Genomic DNA, 16,219 nt, shown 5'->3' with positions numbered 1-16,219 from the left:
AATGTCTGACATCCCGCACTAAACGTATTGTTGTGACCTCCTGCATGAAACAACATACTTTGTTGTTCACCTGCTCTAGGCTCATGGGGCTCGAAGATGCCATCGTGATCTGTATCGCGTTCAGCCATGATTTCTGCCGTTACCCGCAGAGCCCTGGGAAATAGGCTCGAACTCCATTTCCTATATTCATAATATCCAGAGGGTATTCTACCGAGATCTCTCCAGCCATCACTATTCGCATCGACGCCCTGGGGGTGCCTTCTATGTGGCAGTTTGCTTCGATGTTCATACTGACCTGATGGTTCTGTGCAGAATGAGTATTCACGGAGCTGATACTGCCCTACACCACTCTTCCAAACCATAAACAGTAGATCATCATACTCACCCCTACCACTGTTAGCGCGAGTGCTTGTCTCCTTGCGAAAGCCAATTAAGTTACGCTGGTTAGCGCTTTCTCTAAACTTGCCGCCAACCGCCAGAACAAGTTGGCGGTACTGTTCATACTTTTGCGCTTCTGACATAGACGCCGGTGCGGGACTAGCACTGATGCCGCGACTAGATGAGATTACCAGCTTACGAGAAATCCAGCCGTCTACCGGGCCAGCTAGCTGCAGCCAACCCTCTTTTTCATCAATTACTCGTATGGACGTGCCATTATCTAGCTTGTGAACCACATCGAAGTGTTGACCAGGTCCTGACCGAACGTTTGTCGGCGGATTGTCATCACTGGTCAGTCTCATCAAAAACTTGGACGTATTCTTTTCAAAGATCCATCCGTTTACCGGATGGGTAATCTGGAGCCAACCCGCATCCTCTCCGGTGACTGTGACTCGGGAGTCATTGGCTAGGGTATCGACCTTCTCAAATCTTGTCCCCGGCCCTGACCGTACGTTCAAAGGAGGGTTGGGATCGCTGACATAGCAATGTTTCAACAGCTGCGACGGCTGATGATCTTTCTCAACTAAGGCGGTGCCTTTATTGCTTAGCGCTGGCTGGCAAAACAGATCGGCTTCGGCCTGCCGCCTAGTTACCAACCCTGGCATTACCTTGCCATTGGATTTGTTATATAGTACGAAAATCTGTTTTACCTTTGCGGCATCTTCCCACCAATCAGGATGATCACATAAGTCAGTGATTGAATCGAAGTTGTGGCCTTGATAAAACCCTTTTCCTAAGTTGTAGGCAAAACTATAGAGGGCTCCCTGCTGGTTACTGTTCATGCGAGGCCAGGTAGGTATCTTTTCTAACGCCGGTTTGAAGTCATGCTCGAGTTGGTATTTCAAGCATTTTTCGGCCTTTTCGACACTGATAGTGTCACCTCTTTTTACAGGGCTACCATCTGGGGGATACTTCGTCGTGCCATACCCAATGGTTGTCAAGCTCCAACCATGCCCGGGATCGGCGTAGGCTTTTGATCTAAATCCTTCGCTGGTTTTAATGAGGCTGATAGCGCTATCCGAAATACCGGCAACGTCATAGGAAGAGATAACAGGTTGATGAGGGGTCGATTCCTCTGAAGCCTGCAAAGCAGTCACTAGCGATTGGGCACTGCCTGTCCCAATCATATCTGGAGAGTTTTGGTTAATACTCTCTTTGAAGATCTTCCAACCATCCGCTACTTTTTCAAGGGTGTCTGAGGGGTCTAAGAAACCTAGCTTAATCAGAGCAAAGTAAATCGCTTGGGTGAGTTCAAGAGACCATTTTGAAGTGTGAATACCCCCATCTACTTCGGCTTCTAAAATCTGTTCAATGGTGGTAATGTCGTAATCTACTGGTGGCTTCCTAGGGGCGATCGCCGAAGGAGCTTCCGTCGAGGTTTGGATGGTAATCTTCTCATCTTCCGCCTGAGCTAGCTGTTGCTTAAGCTGAGCATCTCCTTGTTCTAGGGTTACTGTCTTTTCAACGACGGAACTCTTTTCAATTTCAAGCTTATCAATCTTATTCAGAAATTTCTTGAGCGCCATATTCATGATGGCTCGGCCACCATAGCCGCCGATGATGCCCCGAGCAGCAACTAGCTTGAGCTGAGTCGCCGGAAGTACATCTATCGCTTGAGCAGTACTACCGGTGCTAGTAATGACTAATGTGGTAGTGAGGTACTCAAAGACGAGGGCACCAGCGACGCCAATTAGAAGGTCGCCAAAAAGGCCGGCTTTGAAGGTGTCGCCCGATCGAGAAGTGAACTTGGGCAGTTCGACAAGGCCATCAACAACAATGGTGTACAGCAAACCGCCTAAAATACCAGAGAAAATGAGAACGAATATGGACTGGTCTAAAACCCGAAACGATATTCCGAACCTTTCAATTCCATCAGGGAATATTTGTCCGCTATTCGGGCTCAACAAAAAAACAAAAAATAGGCCGATCAAGATACCTTGAAGAAAAGATCGATATACCCAAGTCATCCGTTTCATTATTTAGCGCTCCTAAATTATCTTCTAAAGACATGTTTGCGAATTTGATAATCGGAACTAAGACCTTTGATGCCTTAGTCAAATCAGTAGTTATCAGTCAAGTGAAATGTTTATGGCTTGTTTGCCGTTCCGGTCTCGTAAATCTACTTCATCGAGGTATTATGATCTTCCATTAGGGAAAGACTCTGTTCAGCCAATTTCAACCAAGATATAGTCTATGTTTTCTTGCTTTTAGTTCGTACTGTGGTTTGTGGAAAGAGATAAAATCACTACTTTCTCTCTTATCCGCCTCGACTATGTAGTTTGAGCAAAATCGTTCGCTGTCAGAATGACTTCTAAGAGCCTTTAACGTTTTCTTGCGCAGAAAGGAGATAGTCAAAGGTTTACTACCGCGCGGGCACAGAAACAAAGAGATTTTAGTCGCTAGGGTCATCTTTTTAGCCCTATCAACGAGTTCTTAGTCATTAGTCGTACTGCTAAGTGCAGATCGAAGTTTCGAAGGAACAATGATACCCATAGCTAAACACTATGGTTCTCAAGGCACTTCAGCCTTCGATCAGACTTTCTCTGATTTCATGTAGCCCCTATTTACATAGGTCATCGACTCAAACATCGGGCTAGCTTAAACATGATTCAGTTAATCAGGCACCTCTCGATAAACACCATAAATCGCTTTTCTCCTCAACCTATCAGCGCTCTCACTACCTTCTCTGCAATATTCTCTGCAATATTTAGAGCGAACGATTTAAAAACGATGAGAGACTAGGACTGGCGACCTATCAGAGCATTGTTCGCAGCACGGAGGGGATATCTAGGTAACAGCTCAGCAAGGATCGAGTTTTAGTGAAGGTGGAGCATATGCAGGAGTAGTACCAGAGATGATTGTAGGGTAAATCTTTGGCGGCGGGAAAGTAAAGTGGGTAAGCTGCTACTACCCCCTGAGAGACGGTATTATCTTCTGACTTTCTTGTAATTGTTGTAGTTAGGCTAGGCATAAGTATAGATCTCAAATAAGGTTGTACTCTGTGAACTAAGGTGCGATCGCAGCTTCATTCTTTCAGATATAACTTCGGTCACTTAGCTGGCGAGATTTGTAGCCGCTAGAACCGCTATACATAGTAGGCTAGGTGACACGCAAGCGTCGTAGGCGTAGACTTCTCGTAGAGAATTCAATCCAACGCTGGCTATACATCCATCTAAGCCAGCTAATGACTGACTTAAAGACTGAGAACGCCTGACTTATGACCGACTTTTTACCTAGGAACTTTATTAAGATCAGAACTGTACTGAGAGAGGAGTAATTTTACTTGCGGCGATCTGTTGACTAGCATAGGGTAGAGACTGAAATCCTGAGGCAGCGTTAATACAACACAGCAGCTGTGTACAGATTCTTTCGTAAGCTACCCCTATGATTGCTTTGTCTCCAAAGACATCATTACCGACAAGGTCAAAAGCTATGGGGCGGCTAAGCAGAAGACATCGAAGGGCATCGAACAGAGGTAATCAAAGGGCCTGAATAGAGAATTCACACCGGTCAGCTCGAATCAGAGAAAAGTAATCTCTTTGAAGGGAACGAGGTGTATTTTGGCTACTCAATCTCGACAAACGCGCCTACATAGCCGTTAAAGTCCTCATTGAAGCTCTTCTAGCACTTCTAGCGCAACCTCACTTTCTTTCTCTATTTGATTGTCGTCATTCCAGCCTAGGCGACGGTGGCGCAAAGCTACTTCAATTTGCTCTGATAGGTCAGAAGGCAGCTCAACGGCTTCTATATTACTGTTCATGATGATATCTGTGACGGATACGACGCTCAGTAGCCGGCCATTTTCGATCACGGGCGCTCTTTGAATGCCTGCGTCCAAAAATCTGTTGGCAACGGTAGGTAGACTCAAATTTGGTTCCACGACTATGCAAGGCGACTTCATAATCTCGCACACCATTACTTCGGTAGGATCTGTGGACTTAGCCGTTAGCCCGTATACAATATCTCGCTCGGTGATGATGCCGTAGGCCCCTCCCTGAACCGCCTTTTCAACAATGAGCGATCGCACTTTCTTCTTTTGCATAAGTGCGATCGCTTATATAACCTTTGCAGAGCTGCGAATTGTAAACACTTCATTGGTCATGATGTCAGCAACTGTTAGCATAGTAGATCTCCTTTTTGCAGCTAAACAAGGCACCTAAGCAGTAAGAGCGAAGTTTGCTACATTTGTTTTATTCCTATTACTGTCATCGTAAAAGAAGTTGAGGGACTTGTGAGGAAACCCTATTGGGGATGATGGCTAAGATGCTGCTGAAGGTAGTAGACGACATACTCAATCCTTTCCAAATTAATTCATCAATGGACTGTTTTAGGCTAAGGCTGTAGGAAGTGAACCGAGAGCAACTACATAGTACAAACCAGGGAGATGCGGTCTTACTGTACAAATCAGTTATCTTTTCTTACCTTGTTTAGGCAACTAACAATGAGCAAACACAAAAAACTGACGCTGCTGTGGATTCTAGCTAGTTTGCTTGGCGTAGCGATGAGCGCGGTCGTTGCTTTTTTACTGTTTGGCATGTTAGACATCACTCGCTTTACAGCCTCACGACAGTTCTTACAACTCATCTGGCGGCTGGCTTTGTGCGCCGTTATTCAAGGCATGATCGTGGGAGGATGGCAGGCGGCTATATTGTCTCAAGCAAGTATAAAGTTGGCTATGAGATGGGTTAAGAACATCGTTGTTGGAATGATGCTGGGCTTAATAGCGCCTATTCTTATGAGCCTTTTGACTAGCACTGAGGGTTCTTTGGATAGCAGTCTCATATCAGGCTGGTTATTCTCTTGGGTCTTGGGGGGACTCCTGAGCGGCAGTGCGATTGCGCCTAAACGTAGTAGAGGTGCTTGGGGGTTCCTCAATTCAGGGGCTTTCTCCCTATATGCCCTCGCAGTACTCGCAACATTTGTCTTTTTCGGAGCAGCTCTTGATAGTGTACCGAATACAGCTGCATTCGGTTGGATAGTAGGGCTCTTCATTTTCACGCCGTTCGTTACAGTAGCTTCTCTCATTAACAGCATCATTATGCGTCGGCTCGTTCGGTCAGCTATGCAGCGCTGAGCGCAGGATCTGAGATACTCTGGAAATAGTGCAATCGCTTGGAATTCGCACAGCCCGGGAATTCTCGCTTTGAAACACTTTTGTTCGTACTGCTCACTGGCAAAGGTGCGCAAACTGCAATAATCACAGTCGATGATTATCGTTCTTGCGTCGCTCTGGGGCCATGAGGCGCTTGAATTCGGCCACTCGGTCAAATTCATGGATGATGCCTAAATTTGATGAGCCGAGCGGTAGCGTGATGTATTGCGTGCGAAAGGAACGGTCCCGCCGGCTGAAACTGTCATTACTATTTTGAATCAGCCCACCCAGCAGTACAAGATCCATTGTTCAATACTGCGAAGCTCGAAACCGCTCCCAGCCTACCAAGCTGCTGAAGTAGTCCTGAAAACTGCCGATGTTGGTACGGGGTTGACCCAACCAGAAGGCAGGTTAAAGAACCACACCTGCCTCGGTCCGCCGATTCCATATCATCATGATAGTTAGTTGATAATGATAATTATCCTAATTTTTGATTCATCATCAGTCAATGCTCTCGTCGATAGTTCTCAATAGTTCATTCGCTAGCGGATCTAGAGCAGCTGATGTTGACATATTTGCGCAAACATGCAAATATAAGCTTATGAACAAGAATGAGGCACAAGAATTGGCAGGTTTGCTGAAGGCGTTAGGAGAGTTTAATCGGCTTTCCCTCGTCTATAAGTTGTGTCAGTGCAAAGCGCCTCAAAATGCGATGTGCTTGTGTGAATGCTGTAGTGTGGATGCTTCTGGCGTATCGCGTCATCTTAAGGTTCTGGCTCAAGAGGGTATCGTTAGCTCTGAAAGGAAGGGGCGTGAGATTCAATACTCTCTGAACAGGGGCGAGGTGTCGAAGCGGCTTCGCAAGCTCGCCGATATTATTGAAGCAGAACCCTCACCTGAAATGTAGGAGAGCCGAGGGTGAGCAAGGCAAAAGGCAACCAGCGGGAGTGGGCGAGCGATCGCCACCCATAAGAAAAATCAATTCTCCTTCACAGCTGCGGGACAGCACCGGATTCTCACCGGACTTTCCCCGTTACCTCTAGTGGCTGCTCCCCGCTAGAACCGACGTCCAGAATTATATATCACTTCAAATCAAATTAGATACCTCGCCCTCTTCGTTTTTGAACTGTTCTGCGAAGTCAATTAGCAATGCTGCCCTCGATTGAAGCAGTTGTCATTAAGATGAGCAGCTATAGTGCGACACACCACCAACGTTAGAAAACGCTTTAGGTTGTAGACGATAGTATTTATCTTCTACTTCTTGTGATTGCTCATCATATGGATAGCTGAGTACTTCTTGCAACTCTTTAACGAACGTATAGTCACCCTGCATGGCTTGTTGATAGGCAGGGACAATCAACCACTCTCGCCATGCGTATTTTGGGTTAGTCTGTTTCATCTTTGCCGATATCTCAGCCAAGTTGCCGTCGTTAATGACGAGGTCGCGCCAGCTTTTCAGCCAAGATTGCCATTGTTCTTCGAGTTGTTGCAGGGGTTTACCATAGAAGCTCTTTTTCAATGCTGAGATATCGTCTGGAATATGAGACAACTCGCGAAAGAAAATGGTGTAATCTACCTCTGATTGAGTCATTAACTGCATTAGCTTCTTAAACAGCTCGGGGTTGAATTCAGTTAAGCCAAGTTTGGCCGCCCATATTTTCTGGAATTGTTGTTGCATCGCTTCTGCAAAGCCACGACGTACTTGGTCAAACTGTTCTAAAGCTTCAGCATCTTCGAGTAGCGGTCTCACAGATTGCCAAAACATATGATAATTCGCTTCTGCTGCGCTTGGCTGATTGAAGAATGAAAAGTGTTCGCCACCGCCAGTCCAAGGTTGAAACCAAGGGTCAAAAATTTCACAAAATCCAAAGGGGCCATAGTCGAGAGTAAAGCCACCAGCGGCGCAGTTGTCACTGTTAAAATTACCCTGGCAATAACCAACACGTAGCCAATTAGCCACCAGTGACGTAAGACGCTGGCGAAATAACTTAGCTAGCTCAACCAATTGATCGGTAAAACTAAGGTTTTGATCAATATCGCTTTTGTATTCTCTCTCAATTAAATGCGACACTATCATGCGCAATTCTTCTAAGGCTTTTGGATGAGCATTGCTGCGATTCTCCTTCGGAGAGGCTTTGCCAACGCGGCGGGCAAATAGCTCGAGCTGACCAACGCGCAAAAAGGAGGGTGCCACGCGAGTTGAAATAGCCACAGGATTGTCCACCAGCACATCGGGCTCAAGGGAGTGGGAGTCTTGAGAATACCAAGGCCGGGTAACGGTTTCAGATTTAGAAACATACAGTGTCAAAGAACGCGATGTGGGCACATCTAAAGCGTGCATATATTCTTGCGCTAAAAACTCACGCACACTGGAACGGAGGACTGCGCGCCCCTCCCCGCCCCGGCAATAAGGGGTTGGGCCACCCCCTTTCAATTGCATTTCCCAACGCTGGCCATTGATGATTCCTTCGAATACAGAGATCGCCCGACCATCGCCATAGCCATTACCCGTACCGAATGGACAATTTTGGATATATTCGGTGCCATAAATTGACAGTGCATAACCCGTCGCCCAGCCAACCTGACGCATCGGCTCATGCGCAGCAGAGAGATCGCCCGAAAATACATGGCGGAATTTTTCATCAAGCGCCAGCTCATCGCTCAACCCAAGTTCCTTAAAAAAAGTGCTGCTATGGGCTACATATTCTGGTTCTGCAAGTGGCGTGGGTGTCACAGGTACGAAATGACCCGAAAAAACCTGGCGGGCACGGTGATCGTCACCATCTTCGGTGGCATCCGGATCTGCATTTAAGGTATCCATCAGCGAATAATCCGCCAATTGTACGAACTCATCGAAGGTCGTTGTGCGGGGCTCAGCAGATGGTTTGGATGGAGGATATGACATTGTTGCTAGCGCCCGTATTGTCGGGGAAAACTCATTTTTAATAGAGGCCTTGTAAGGGCTAGCCTAATTATAATGTGGAGCCTTGTCGACTAATCAACTTGTTAGTAGGCGCTTTAATCCGTCCGTTCCTGGGCAGGGTTATGTCGGTAACTACATTTGTGATAGAAGTTTGTCGTATTCTGCATGAGAGCCAATCCAAAACTAAACTACGATGTGCCCATTTAGTTGACCAACTGCTCTATAACTTTTGCTGACGCGAGCCGAGTAAATTGGCAATGTGGAGTGCACTTGTTTGAAACACAGACTTGGATGAGCAGGATCCTGCTGAAACTGACGATATGCTCGACGCGCTTGCTTTTGAACAGAATTAGGTAAGGTTGAAAATGCTTTGCGAAATTTAGCCGTCGTTCTGGCTCTCACAATGTTTCGGGATTCAGCGCTTGAGTCTGACCCGCATTGACATCATTCGTCAACAACTTCGTCAGGGCCATCGTATTGGCTTGGAATTTGCCAATGCCAAGCGATTCAAGGCGGACTCCTGGCAAACTGCTCCTGCCATTACCAGCCCTTATGAGGCTCAGGTTCTAACCCAGGTAGAACAGTTTTTGAGCCATCACCCTGATGACTATGTGCGATTGTTGAGCATCGATCCTAAAGCGAAACAGCGTAGCTAGAGCAAATCATTCAGAAGCCAGTGTGAGCCTAAAAACAAATCCTCTTCCACCCGTTCGAAATCCGCATCGTTCCCAACGTCGGGAATCATACAGAGCACTTCGGCAAAGGATTTTCTGGCAGGTTGAAGTAAGACTTGTTCTAGGATTTTACGATGCTCGGCTTCTACACTGATACCGTGACGGCTAGCCCGTTGCTTGAGGGCTTTGACAATGGCGTCATCAATGTTGCGAACAATCAAATTTGCCATGTAATTTGTCTCCGGCAGGCGGACTATAGAAGGATTTTCCAAAGCGATATCAATGCTATCACTTGAATTTCCCCACAAGTCACCACCCTCATTTTTAGGTTTGATGTCGCATGTCTACATAGCCTCGCTAATACCGCTGTAATTCCGTCTGATGCATAAGACTTCAGTTTAGAGTGACGAGGTATTAGTAAGGAAGCTGCTAGAGCGAGAGGATATAGAGATGAGTGTTTGGATCACCCTTGTAACAATCGTCTACTAACTCAAATCCGTAACGCGATAGTAAGGTAATTGAAGCTGCGTTTTCAGGGTATACGGTCGCTCGGAGTTCATTTAGTCTCAGCGTGTCTCTCGACCAGCAAACCAGGCCAGCCAACAGTTCACTCCCTAAACCCAACCGCCAGTAGGGACTATCCAATCCGTAGATAACTTCTTCTAGCCCATTATCATCAGCAGGTCTGCCGATACCAGCCCAGCCAATCAAAGCGTTCTTTTCTTTCTCAATCACTGCTCCGGTCCCATAGCCAAACTGCGCGATATTGCTTCTGGATTTGTCTATCCATGTCTGCGTTTTCTCCCGGGTGAGCGGTCGCCCATTGCCGACGTAGCGAATGACGGCCACGTCAGCAGATATCCTGGCAAGTTCATCTAAATCGCATTGCTCAAAGCGGCGAAATAGCAACCGTTCTGTTTCAAAGAAAATCATGTCAAGCTATTAGGTGAGTAATTTTTTCGTGATACGGTGTCCAGCCTTCAAATATATATCTCGCCTACTCTTCTACAGACTGTTGATGCTGCTGAGCAGTCTTCGCCGTCAGCACATCGCCTACGTTGATAGCATTTAGTTCAGTTGGCGGTATTAGCCACCCATCGCTAATCATACGTGTTGCGATCGCCATCATTACCTTTGTTCTCTGGTTTCTTTTGCTCGGCAATCTCACTCTCGCCCTTTTGACCACTGTCAGCGTCCTCATCATTGCCTGTCCCTGCGCCTTAGGATTAGCAACCCCAACCTCCATCATGGTTGGCACTAGCAAAGGAGCCGAGAACGGCATTCTCATCAAAGATGCCGAAAGCCTGGAACGCGCCTACAAGCTGTAAGTAGTTGTGGTTGATAAAACAGGCACGCTGACAAAAGGTAAGCCAACGGTTAGTGACTATCTAACCGTGCGTGGATGGCTAGCAGCAACGAAATAAAGTTGTTGCAGATGACGGCAACTGTCGAGCGCAGTTCGGAGCATCCGCTGGCCAAGGCAGTTGTAAACTACGCCGAGTCTCAGGGGATTGGAAAGTGCTAGATAACCCGCACATTACCAGGGCTTAAATTCTAGAAACTCGTAACAATGAATTTCACCGCATTGAGCAACCCGTAGCCTTAAAGGTCAGCGTCGAAGAGCGGGAGCTGGACTGGTAAGGGGAATAACCAAAGCGAAGTTACTTTCGGCAGGCTTTCATAGTACATATAAACCATACGAAAACGACTATAGAATTTAAATTTGCAGTCGGCCTTTGAGTAGTAATCTGAAGCTTTTCAACAATCGACAACTTGTCTGTTTTCTTTTTTGTTAGCGTGCGGTATTGCCTAAGAATAATTGTACTTTGAGGAAAAGTTTACATTGACTAACTGTCTTTTTACAGCTGGAGATGGCGGTGATAGGGTGATTTTCTCTCCATCAAGCCTCTCTATCCAATCTCTAAGAAAATATGACACAGTCAACTGTTGCTACCATTGAACAAGACGCTGCTAATTTAGCAACTAGCTCGGCGGAAGTATACTACTTTTGGCTTGATGCTGAAACGAATACCTATGGTGTTACTATCGCTGGCAGCGAAAGCGATGGTTTTGAGGTTGTCAAAGAATTCACAATCGATCAACTTTCAACAATTACCGCGCCTGTAGCAGAAGGTGGAAACGGTGAGGGTGCAGCCTGGGGCGATGCGCTGACAAGTAGTGATGGCAGCCGGATATTTGTGAATGCTCGCAATGCGGATAAGGTTGTTGTTATTGATACAAACAGTCGGTCTGTAGAAACCATCTTGGATGTGGGCGATCGCCCTGTCCATAGTTTTATCTACGAAGATGAGCTGTGGGTACATGTCGATGGTGACGGTGGTTTTAGCGTTATTGATCAAGAAACGCTAGAAGTCTCCGAGGTGATTGAGGCTAATACTGGGGGCACCGGACACGGTAAACTGCTGCTATCGGGGAGCCTCGGCGCGAATACCTATGTCACGAATACGGCCGAGCCGGCTCTCTTCCCAATCAATCTAGAGACTAGAGAAGTCGGCGAGCCAATCGAGATTGGCGGTGGCGATCCTGATATAGGCACTCACGATAAGGGCTATGACCCGGCGACAGGATGGGCTTTTTTTGAGCTAACAGGCGATGCTGGATTCTCGTTTGTTGATACGGCTACGGATACAATTGTGCTCGATCAGGTGCCAATTTTGGGCGGGGTCGCGCACACGCCCGATGATAGCTTTATTCTCATCCTTAATGATGACGTTGAGGAAAATGATATTGGCATTTGGAATACGCTGCTCGATACGCACACACTACCTGACTTTGATTCACAGGTGACAGTTGGCGGCGGTGTCAGCGCTAATGGAACAGAATTTTACCAGGACGGTAGCGATTGGGAGGCTTGGATTCCTCAAACGGTTGGTGACAATATCGCTGTTTTGAATCTTGCTACTAACGAAGTTGACTATGTTGAGGTCGGCAATCTGACTGTGCCAGAAGGGGCAAGACATTTTTCTCGCCGGGGTGAGCGAGATGACGATTTTTTCTTCAGCCATTCTGACGAGGGCGGTGTTCGCGTTGATTTGGATAGTTATGAGGTGTCTGAGGCAGTTCCTTTGGGAGGTGCGATCGCCCGTATGGCAGTAGTCGAAACCGCACCTGATATACCTGAGATTGCTACCTTCGCCTTTGACTGGACGGGCCAAATTGCTGGTTTTAGCGTTCAGGGTACCTTTCAGTATGACAGCAGTTTGAGCTACACAGATGGCATCGTTGAAGAAGAAGATCTGCTTGATTTTGATATCTCCTTCTTCGATCCTGATGGCAACCTACTACGCACCTACGAAGACAACCATCTCACCTTTGACGAGTTCAACTTCTCGTTTGACACCAATACTCGAGAGCTTCTTCAAGACGGGTTTTTCATGGGGCCAGGCGGTGTGAACTTTGGTGAAAAAACGTCAGTGGGCGATGGCTTCAGCGGACTCAATTTCTGGTCGCGCCCCTCGCTCAATCCCTTTGGTGAAGTCCCACCGCCGCATATTCATATTGACGACTGGGCAGATGAGTTTGATTTTCCCCTTGGCTTTGGCTCTCACGAAGATGTGTCATTCTTCACCCTGAGCACCACTGAATTGTTAGACACTGGCAGAGTAGGTGAGACCTATGTCGACAACACTCAATCTGATCTAGATGAACTCGGGCCACGCATACAGGTATTTGCCAAAGGCACGCTCAGAATCGATCAAGTAGGCACCGATGAAGCTGAAACGCTAGTTGGTAGCGATCGTATGGAGGGCATTGACGGTCGAGGCGGCGATGATACGATTGCGGGGGGCTTTAGCGATGACGTTATCCTTGGGGGCGACGGCGATGACGTGCTGCGTGGTGATCGCAACAGTCGCCGTCCTCAAAGTGGGGAACCGGGCGGTGATGACGTTATCTTTGGCGGTGAAGGTAGCGATCATATCGGCGGTAAAGCTGGAAACGATACGCTCAGCGGCGATGCGGGCGATGATTTTATCTGGGGCGATGCGGGTGACGATATTCTTATAGGTGGAGGTGGTGCTGATATGCTCAGGGGCGGCAGCGGTGCTGATTTGTTTGTCTTTGGGATAGGCGATCGCACTGATATAATCACAGACTTTGACGCTGGCGTTGATCGTATTGGCCTAATTGTTGGAGAGCTTACTTTCTCTGATCTAACGCTAGCTCAGCAAGGAGATAACACCTCGATCAGTGTTGTAGGAAGTCTGGAGCCTCTAGCCATATTGAAAAATGTGCAGGCTAGCTTCCTATCTGAAATCAGCTTCACGGCGATAGATAGCCCTGCTAGTGCAGAAGACGTTTTGCAGTTGTTCTAATGCAATAGCAGACTATTCCCAAATTCAATTAGCCCAGCGAGCGCGAGCGTTGGATGCTATCGAAGTGTGCTCTTGGTACGGGCATCTAGACTAGCTAGCCGAGTTGCCTGAACGTTGTCTACCGCTTTAGTTTGATTGTCGAGGTGGTCCAAACGGCTTGCTTGGATGTTGCTGATAGCTTTGGTTTGGTTGTTCAAGAACTCAAGCCGGCTAGCCTGCACGTTCTCTACTGCCTTAGTTCGGTTCTCTAGGAACTCTATGCGAGTGGCTTGAACGTTCTCTACCGCTTTGGTCTGGTTATTGAGGTGCCCTAATCGAACTTTTTGTATATCGTCGACGGACTTAGTTTGTGTATCGAGAAATTCTAAGCGACGTTGCTGGATAGAGGAAGAAGGGAAGGTCTCAGCGGCGTTAGCAACAGGTGTCAGCGTCAGCGTAGTGGCAGCGAGAGCGAGAGCGGAAAAGAGAATGTTTTTCATGAGTTGGCTCCTTGGGAATCAATGTGTTTGCTTCATTGATTTAAGAATGCCACGGGTGCGAAGCCGTCAGCTGAGGACGCCTTAAGGGATAACTGAGCGTTGGTGAAAAGGATACGATGAGAGTACCCAGCGAATCCTCAGGGTCCTCTCATATGCATTTCGTGAGTATGAGTCATCGCATTCAGACGGTTAGCAACCAAGCACTATATCGAGCAATCCTACGCTGACTATCACAAGTGGCAAGTCTGACCCCCTCACTAGTAGTTGAAGATATTGATGTTTCAACTGGGCATCAGTTAGCAGAAGCTTTTGTCTTTAAAGGGAATCTCTATGTAAGAGATACGGCTATCTTCGAGTTACTCAAGCACGGTCTGCGGACTGAAGAAGTCAATTCAAACGCTACCAACTATGGCGATCGCGCTGTCTATAATTAAAGATGCTATGTGGGAGAGCGATGACAGAGTGCCACTAGTGTACCCGATGCTTATCGGGCGATAGAAGCTATGTCGGCTTGAACGATTAGAGTTCGGCGGCGGCTTGTATCGGCTCGAAGGCTGACAAAAGGACCTGGTAGGGCGTCCGCAGCAAATTATACCGTTTCGTTTGAGAGGCTCATAAAGAAAGCATTTGAGCCTAGTATGATGCAATTTCTAGTGAAGGTAGGGAATTCTGTAGTATATCTCTTTCAAACTAATATACCTGTGGTTACTGCTAACAACACGTCTAAATCAAGATCAGCAGAGGCAAGCTCTGTAGCTGATGAGAGAATAAGGATGCAGGCAGTCACCGAAGACAATATCGCCGACACCCAAAATGCTCTGATTAGAATCACGAATAAAGTAAGGTGCTCACTCGATTTTTCGGTAATTTGTGAGACAGTTACACAAGAGATGCTGAGCCTATTGAAGGCTGATAGAGTCGCTATCTATCAGTTCAATCCAGACTGGAGTGGGCAATTTGTTTTTGAGTCAGCTGGTCCAGAATGGATATCACTAATCGAAGCACAGCAAAGCAATGACCTGATTGCTAAAAATGTTAGTGATTGTAGCGTAAGGTCACTCGATATCAACCCAACAGCCGACACCCACTTACAACTGACCTATGGCGGCTCTTTTGTTCAAGGAGAAATCTTCCGAGTCTGTGAGGACATTGAGAATGCTGGCTTTAGCGACTGCTATGTAGACGTTCTGAAGAGCTACCAGGCCCGCTCCTATACCATTATTGCGGTTTATCTAGACAATCATCTTTGGGGCCTGCTAGCCGCATATCAAAACACAGGCCCTAGACGGTGGAGAAAAACAGAGGTACAGCTGCTGGTTCAAGTCGGTGAACAGCTCGGGATTGCACTAAAGCAAGCAGAATACGTTCAAACTATTCAGAAGCAGACCCACGAACTTAACAAGGCGCTACAACAGGTTAAAAAGTCTCAAGCTCAGCTAGTTCAAGCTGAAAGGATGGCGAGTTTGGGACAGCTAGTGGCAGGAATTGCTCATGAGGTCAATAATCCGATTAACTTTATACACGCCAATTTGCCTCACGTCGAAAGCTACATGAATGACTTATTGACGCTGGTTCAACGAAAGTCGAAGAGCGAGCTTGCAATAGATAACGTAGCTACGTCGCCGCAGGATAGTGAACTCGACCTTGAATTTATTCTTGAGGATCTGCCGAAAACGTTAGCCTCTATGAATTCAGGCTCTGCTCGGATTCGCGATATTGTCCGGTCGTTACGCAATTTTTCCCGTCTAGATGAGTCTGGACATAAGCAAATTGATCTGCACGAAGGTATTGAAAGTACACTAGTTGTGGTTAACCATCAATTAGCGGCTAGTAGCTATCATCCTAAGATAGAAGTTATTAAAAACTATGGTGATATCTCAACGGTTAAGTGTGATCCTGCTCAAATTAATCAAGTATTCTTGAACATTCTAACTAATGCTATCGAAAGCATCAAAGAGTGTCATCGAATAGCTCGCTCTAATTCAAGTTGTTCTAACCTACAGCCTCAGATTTGGATAAGCACCCAAATGAATGAACAAAATCAGGTAAGCGTCTGCATCCGAGACAGTGGCTTAGGCATAGAGGAAAGTCATCAGCCGAAAGTCTTTGACCACTTCTTTACAACTAAATCTGTTGGACAGGGCACAGGACTGGGTTTAGCGATCGCCTATCAAATTGTAGTTGAAGCTCATGGTGGCCAGCTCACGGTAGAATCAACGCTCGGTAAAGGGGCCACGTTCTGCATCTGCCTACCCACGTAAGCGCAGGATTAAAAGGTT

At 46.9% G+C, this 16,219-nt stretch carries 13 protein-coding genes, 1 pseudogene and 1 riboswitch; of the genes and pseudogenes, 7 read left to right on the top strand and 7 right to left on the bottom strand.

Translation table 11 applies throughout. The features are described from left to right. Both S7335_RS26370 and S7335_RS21400 read right to left on the bottom strand, forming a co-directional pair. The coding region (locus tag S7335_RS26370; RefSeq protein ID WP_157620615.1) for an SH3 domain-containing protein at window positions 1–2,414 on the bottom strand (2,414 nt) is incomplete at its 3' end. 1,631 nt (window positions 2,415–4,045) lie between these two features. Next, window positions 4,046–4,480 carry a CBS domain-containing protein gene (locus S7335_RS21400; RefSeq protein WP_006458434.1) on the bottom strand — a complete coding sequence of 145 codons (435 nt, stop codon included), beginning with the start codon at window positions 4,478–4,480 and terminating at the stop codon, window positions 4,046–4,048. Window positions 4,481–4,879: 399 nt separating this feature from the next. Between S7335_RS21400 and S7335_RS21395 the strand changes: the two genes are divergently transcribed. After that, window positions 4,880–5,512: a hypothetical protein gene (locus tag S7335_RS21395; RefSeq protein WP_038019396.1), complete on the top strand. Its 633-nt coding sequence runs from the start codon at window positions 4,880–4,882 to the stop codon at window positions 5,510–5,512. Between the two features lie 123 nt (window positions 5,513–5,635). Here S7335_RS21395 and S7335_RS28560 read toward each other — a convergent pair whose 3' ends face one another. Then, complete coding sequence (locus S7335_RS28560) at window positions 5,636–5,836, bottom strand: hypothetical protein (RefSeq protein WP_006457898.1); 201 nt, start codon at window positions 5,834–5,836, stop codon at window positions 5,636–5,638. 295 nt (window positions 5,837–6,131) lie between these two features. Between S7335_RS28560 and S7335_RS21385 the strand changes: the two genes are divergently transcribed. Further along, window positions 6,132–6,437, top strand: a complete 306-nt coding sequence (locus S7335_RS21385; RefSeq protein WP_198011475.1) for a helix-turn-helix transcriptional regulator — start codon at window positions 6,132–6,134, stop codon at window positions 6,435–6,437. 15 nt (window positions 6,438–6,452) lie between these two features. Then, window positions 6,453–6,612: riboswitch (cobalamin riboswitch) on the bottom strand. Window positions 6,613–6,707: 95 nt separating this feature from the next. Here the strand turns inward: S7335_RS21385 and S7335_RS21380 are convergent. Then, window positions 6,708–8,435 (bottom strand): YdiU family protein, encoded by a 1,728-nt coding sequence (locus S7335_RS21380; protein WP_038019389.1) that lies wholly within the window; start codon window positions 8,433–8,435, stop codon window positions 6,708–6,710. 440 nt (window positions 8,436–8,875) lie between these two features. Here S7335_RS21380 and S7335_RS21375 point away from each other — a divergent pair, with 440 nt between their 5' ends. Continuing rightward, window positions 8,876–9,109: a ribulose bisphosphate carboxylase small subunit gene (locus tag S7335_RS21375; protein WP_038019386.1), complete on the top strand. Its 234-nt coding sequence runs from the start codon at window positions 8,876–8,878 to the stop codon at window positions 9,107–9,109. Here S7335_RS21375 and S7335_RS21370 read toward each other — a convergent pair. Together S7335_RS21370 and S7335_RS26365 are read right to left on the bottom strand one after the other, a co-directional pair. Then, complete coding sequence (locus S7335_RS21370) at window positions 9,106–9,357, bottom strand: hypothetical protein (protein WP_006457912.1); 252 nt, start codon at window positions 9,355–9,357, stop codon at window positions 9,106–9,108. The genes S7335_RS21375 and S7335_RS21370 overlap by 4 nt on opposite strands. 199 nt (window positions 9,358–9,556) lie before the next feature. Next, on the bottom strand, window positions 9,557–10,060 hold the full coding sequence (locus tag S7335_RS26365; protein WP_006458321.1) for a GNAT family N-acetyltransferase: 504 nt from the start codon (window positions 10,058–10,060) through the stop codon (window positions 9,557–9,559). A gap of 179 nt (window positions 10,061–10,239) precedes the next feature. Here S7335_RS26365 and S7335_RS27475 point away from each other — a divergent pair. Both S7335_RS27475 and S7335_RS26360 read left to right on the top strand, forming a co-directional pair. Further along, window positions 10,240–10,640: pseudogene (locus S7335_RS27475) on the top strand (HAD-IC family P-type ATPase); the annotation flags it as partial. A 418-nt stretch (window positions 10,641–11,058) separates the two neighbouring features. Further along, window positions 11,059–13,461, top strand: coding sequence for a type I secretion target GGXGXDXXX repeat protein domain protein (locus S7335_RS26360; protein ID WP_006458233.1), 2,403 nt, complete (start codon window positions 11,059–11,061; stop codon window positions 13,459–13,461). Window positions 13,462–13,517: 56 nt separating this feature from the next. Here S7335_RS26360 and S7335_RS21350 read toward each other — a convergent pair whose 3' ends face one another. Continuing rightward, a complete protein-coding gene (locus S7335_RS21350) occupies window positions 13,518–13,940 on the bottom strand; it encodes a hypothetical protein (RefSeq protein WP_006458230.1) in 423 nt (140 codons plus the stop codon). A gap of 236 nt (window positions 13,941–14,176) precedes the next feature. Between S7335_RS21350 and S7335_RS21345 the strand changes: the two genes are divergently transcribed. Next, window positions 14,177–14,374 (top strand): hypothetical protein, encoded by a 198-nt coding sequence (locus S7335_RS21345; protein WP_006457872.1) that lies wholly within the window; start codon window positions 14,177–14,179, stop codon window positions 14,372–14,374. Window positions 14,375–14,713: 339 nt separating this feature from the next. After that, complete coding sequence (locus S7335_RS21340; protein ID WP_006458076.1) at window positions 14,714–16,201, top strand: GAF domain-containing sensor histidine kinase; 1,488 nt, start codon at window positions 14,714–14,716, stop codon at window positions 16,199–16,201. The last annotated feature ends 18 nt before the right edge of the window (window positions 16,202–16,219 follow it).

The organism is Synechococcus sp. PCC 7335 (assembly GCF_000155595.1).
GTDB lineage: Bacteria > Cyanobacteriota > Cyanobacteriia > Phormidesmidales > Phormidesmidaceae > Phormidesmis.
Note: the sequence above shows the minus strand (reverse complement) of the source record. Positions and strands in the feature narration are given on the sequence as shown.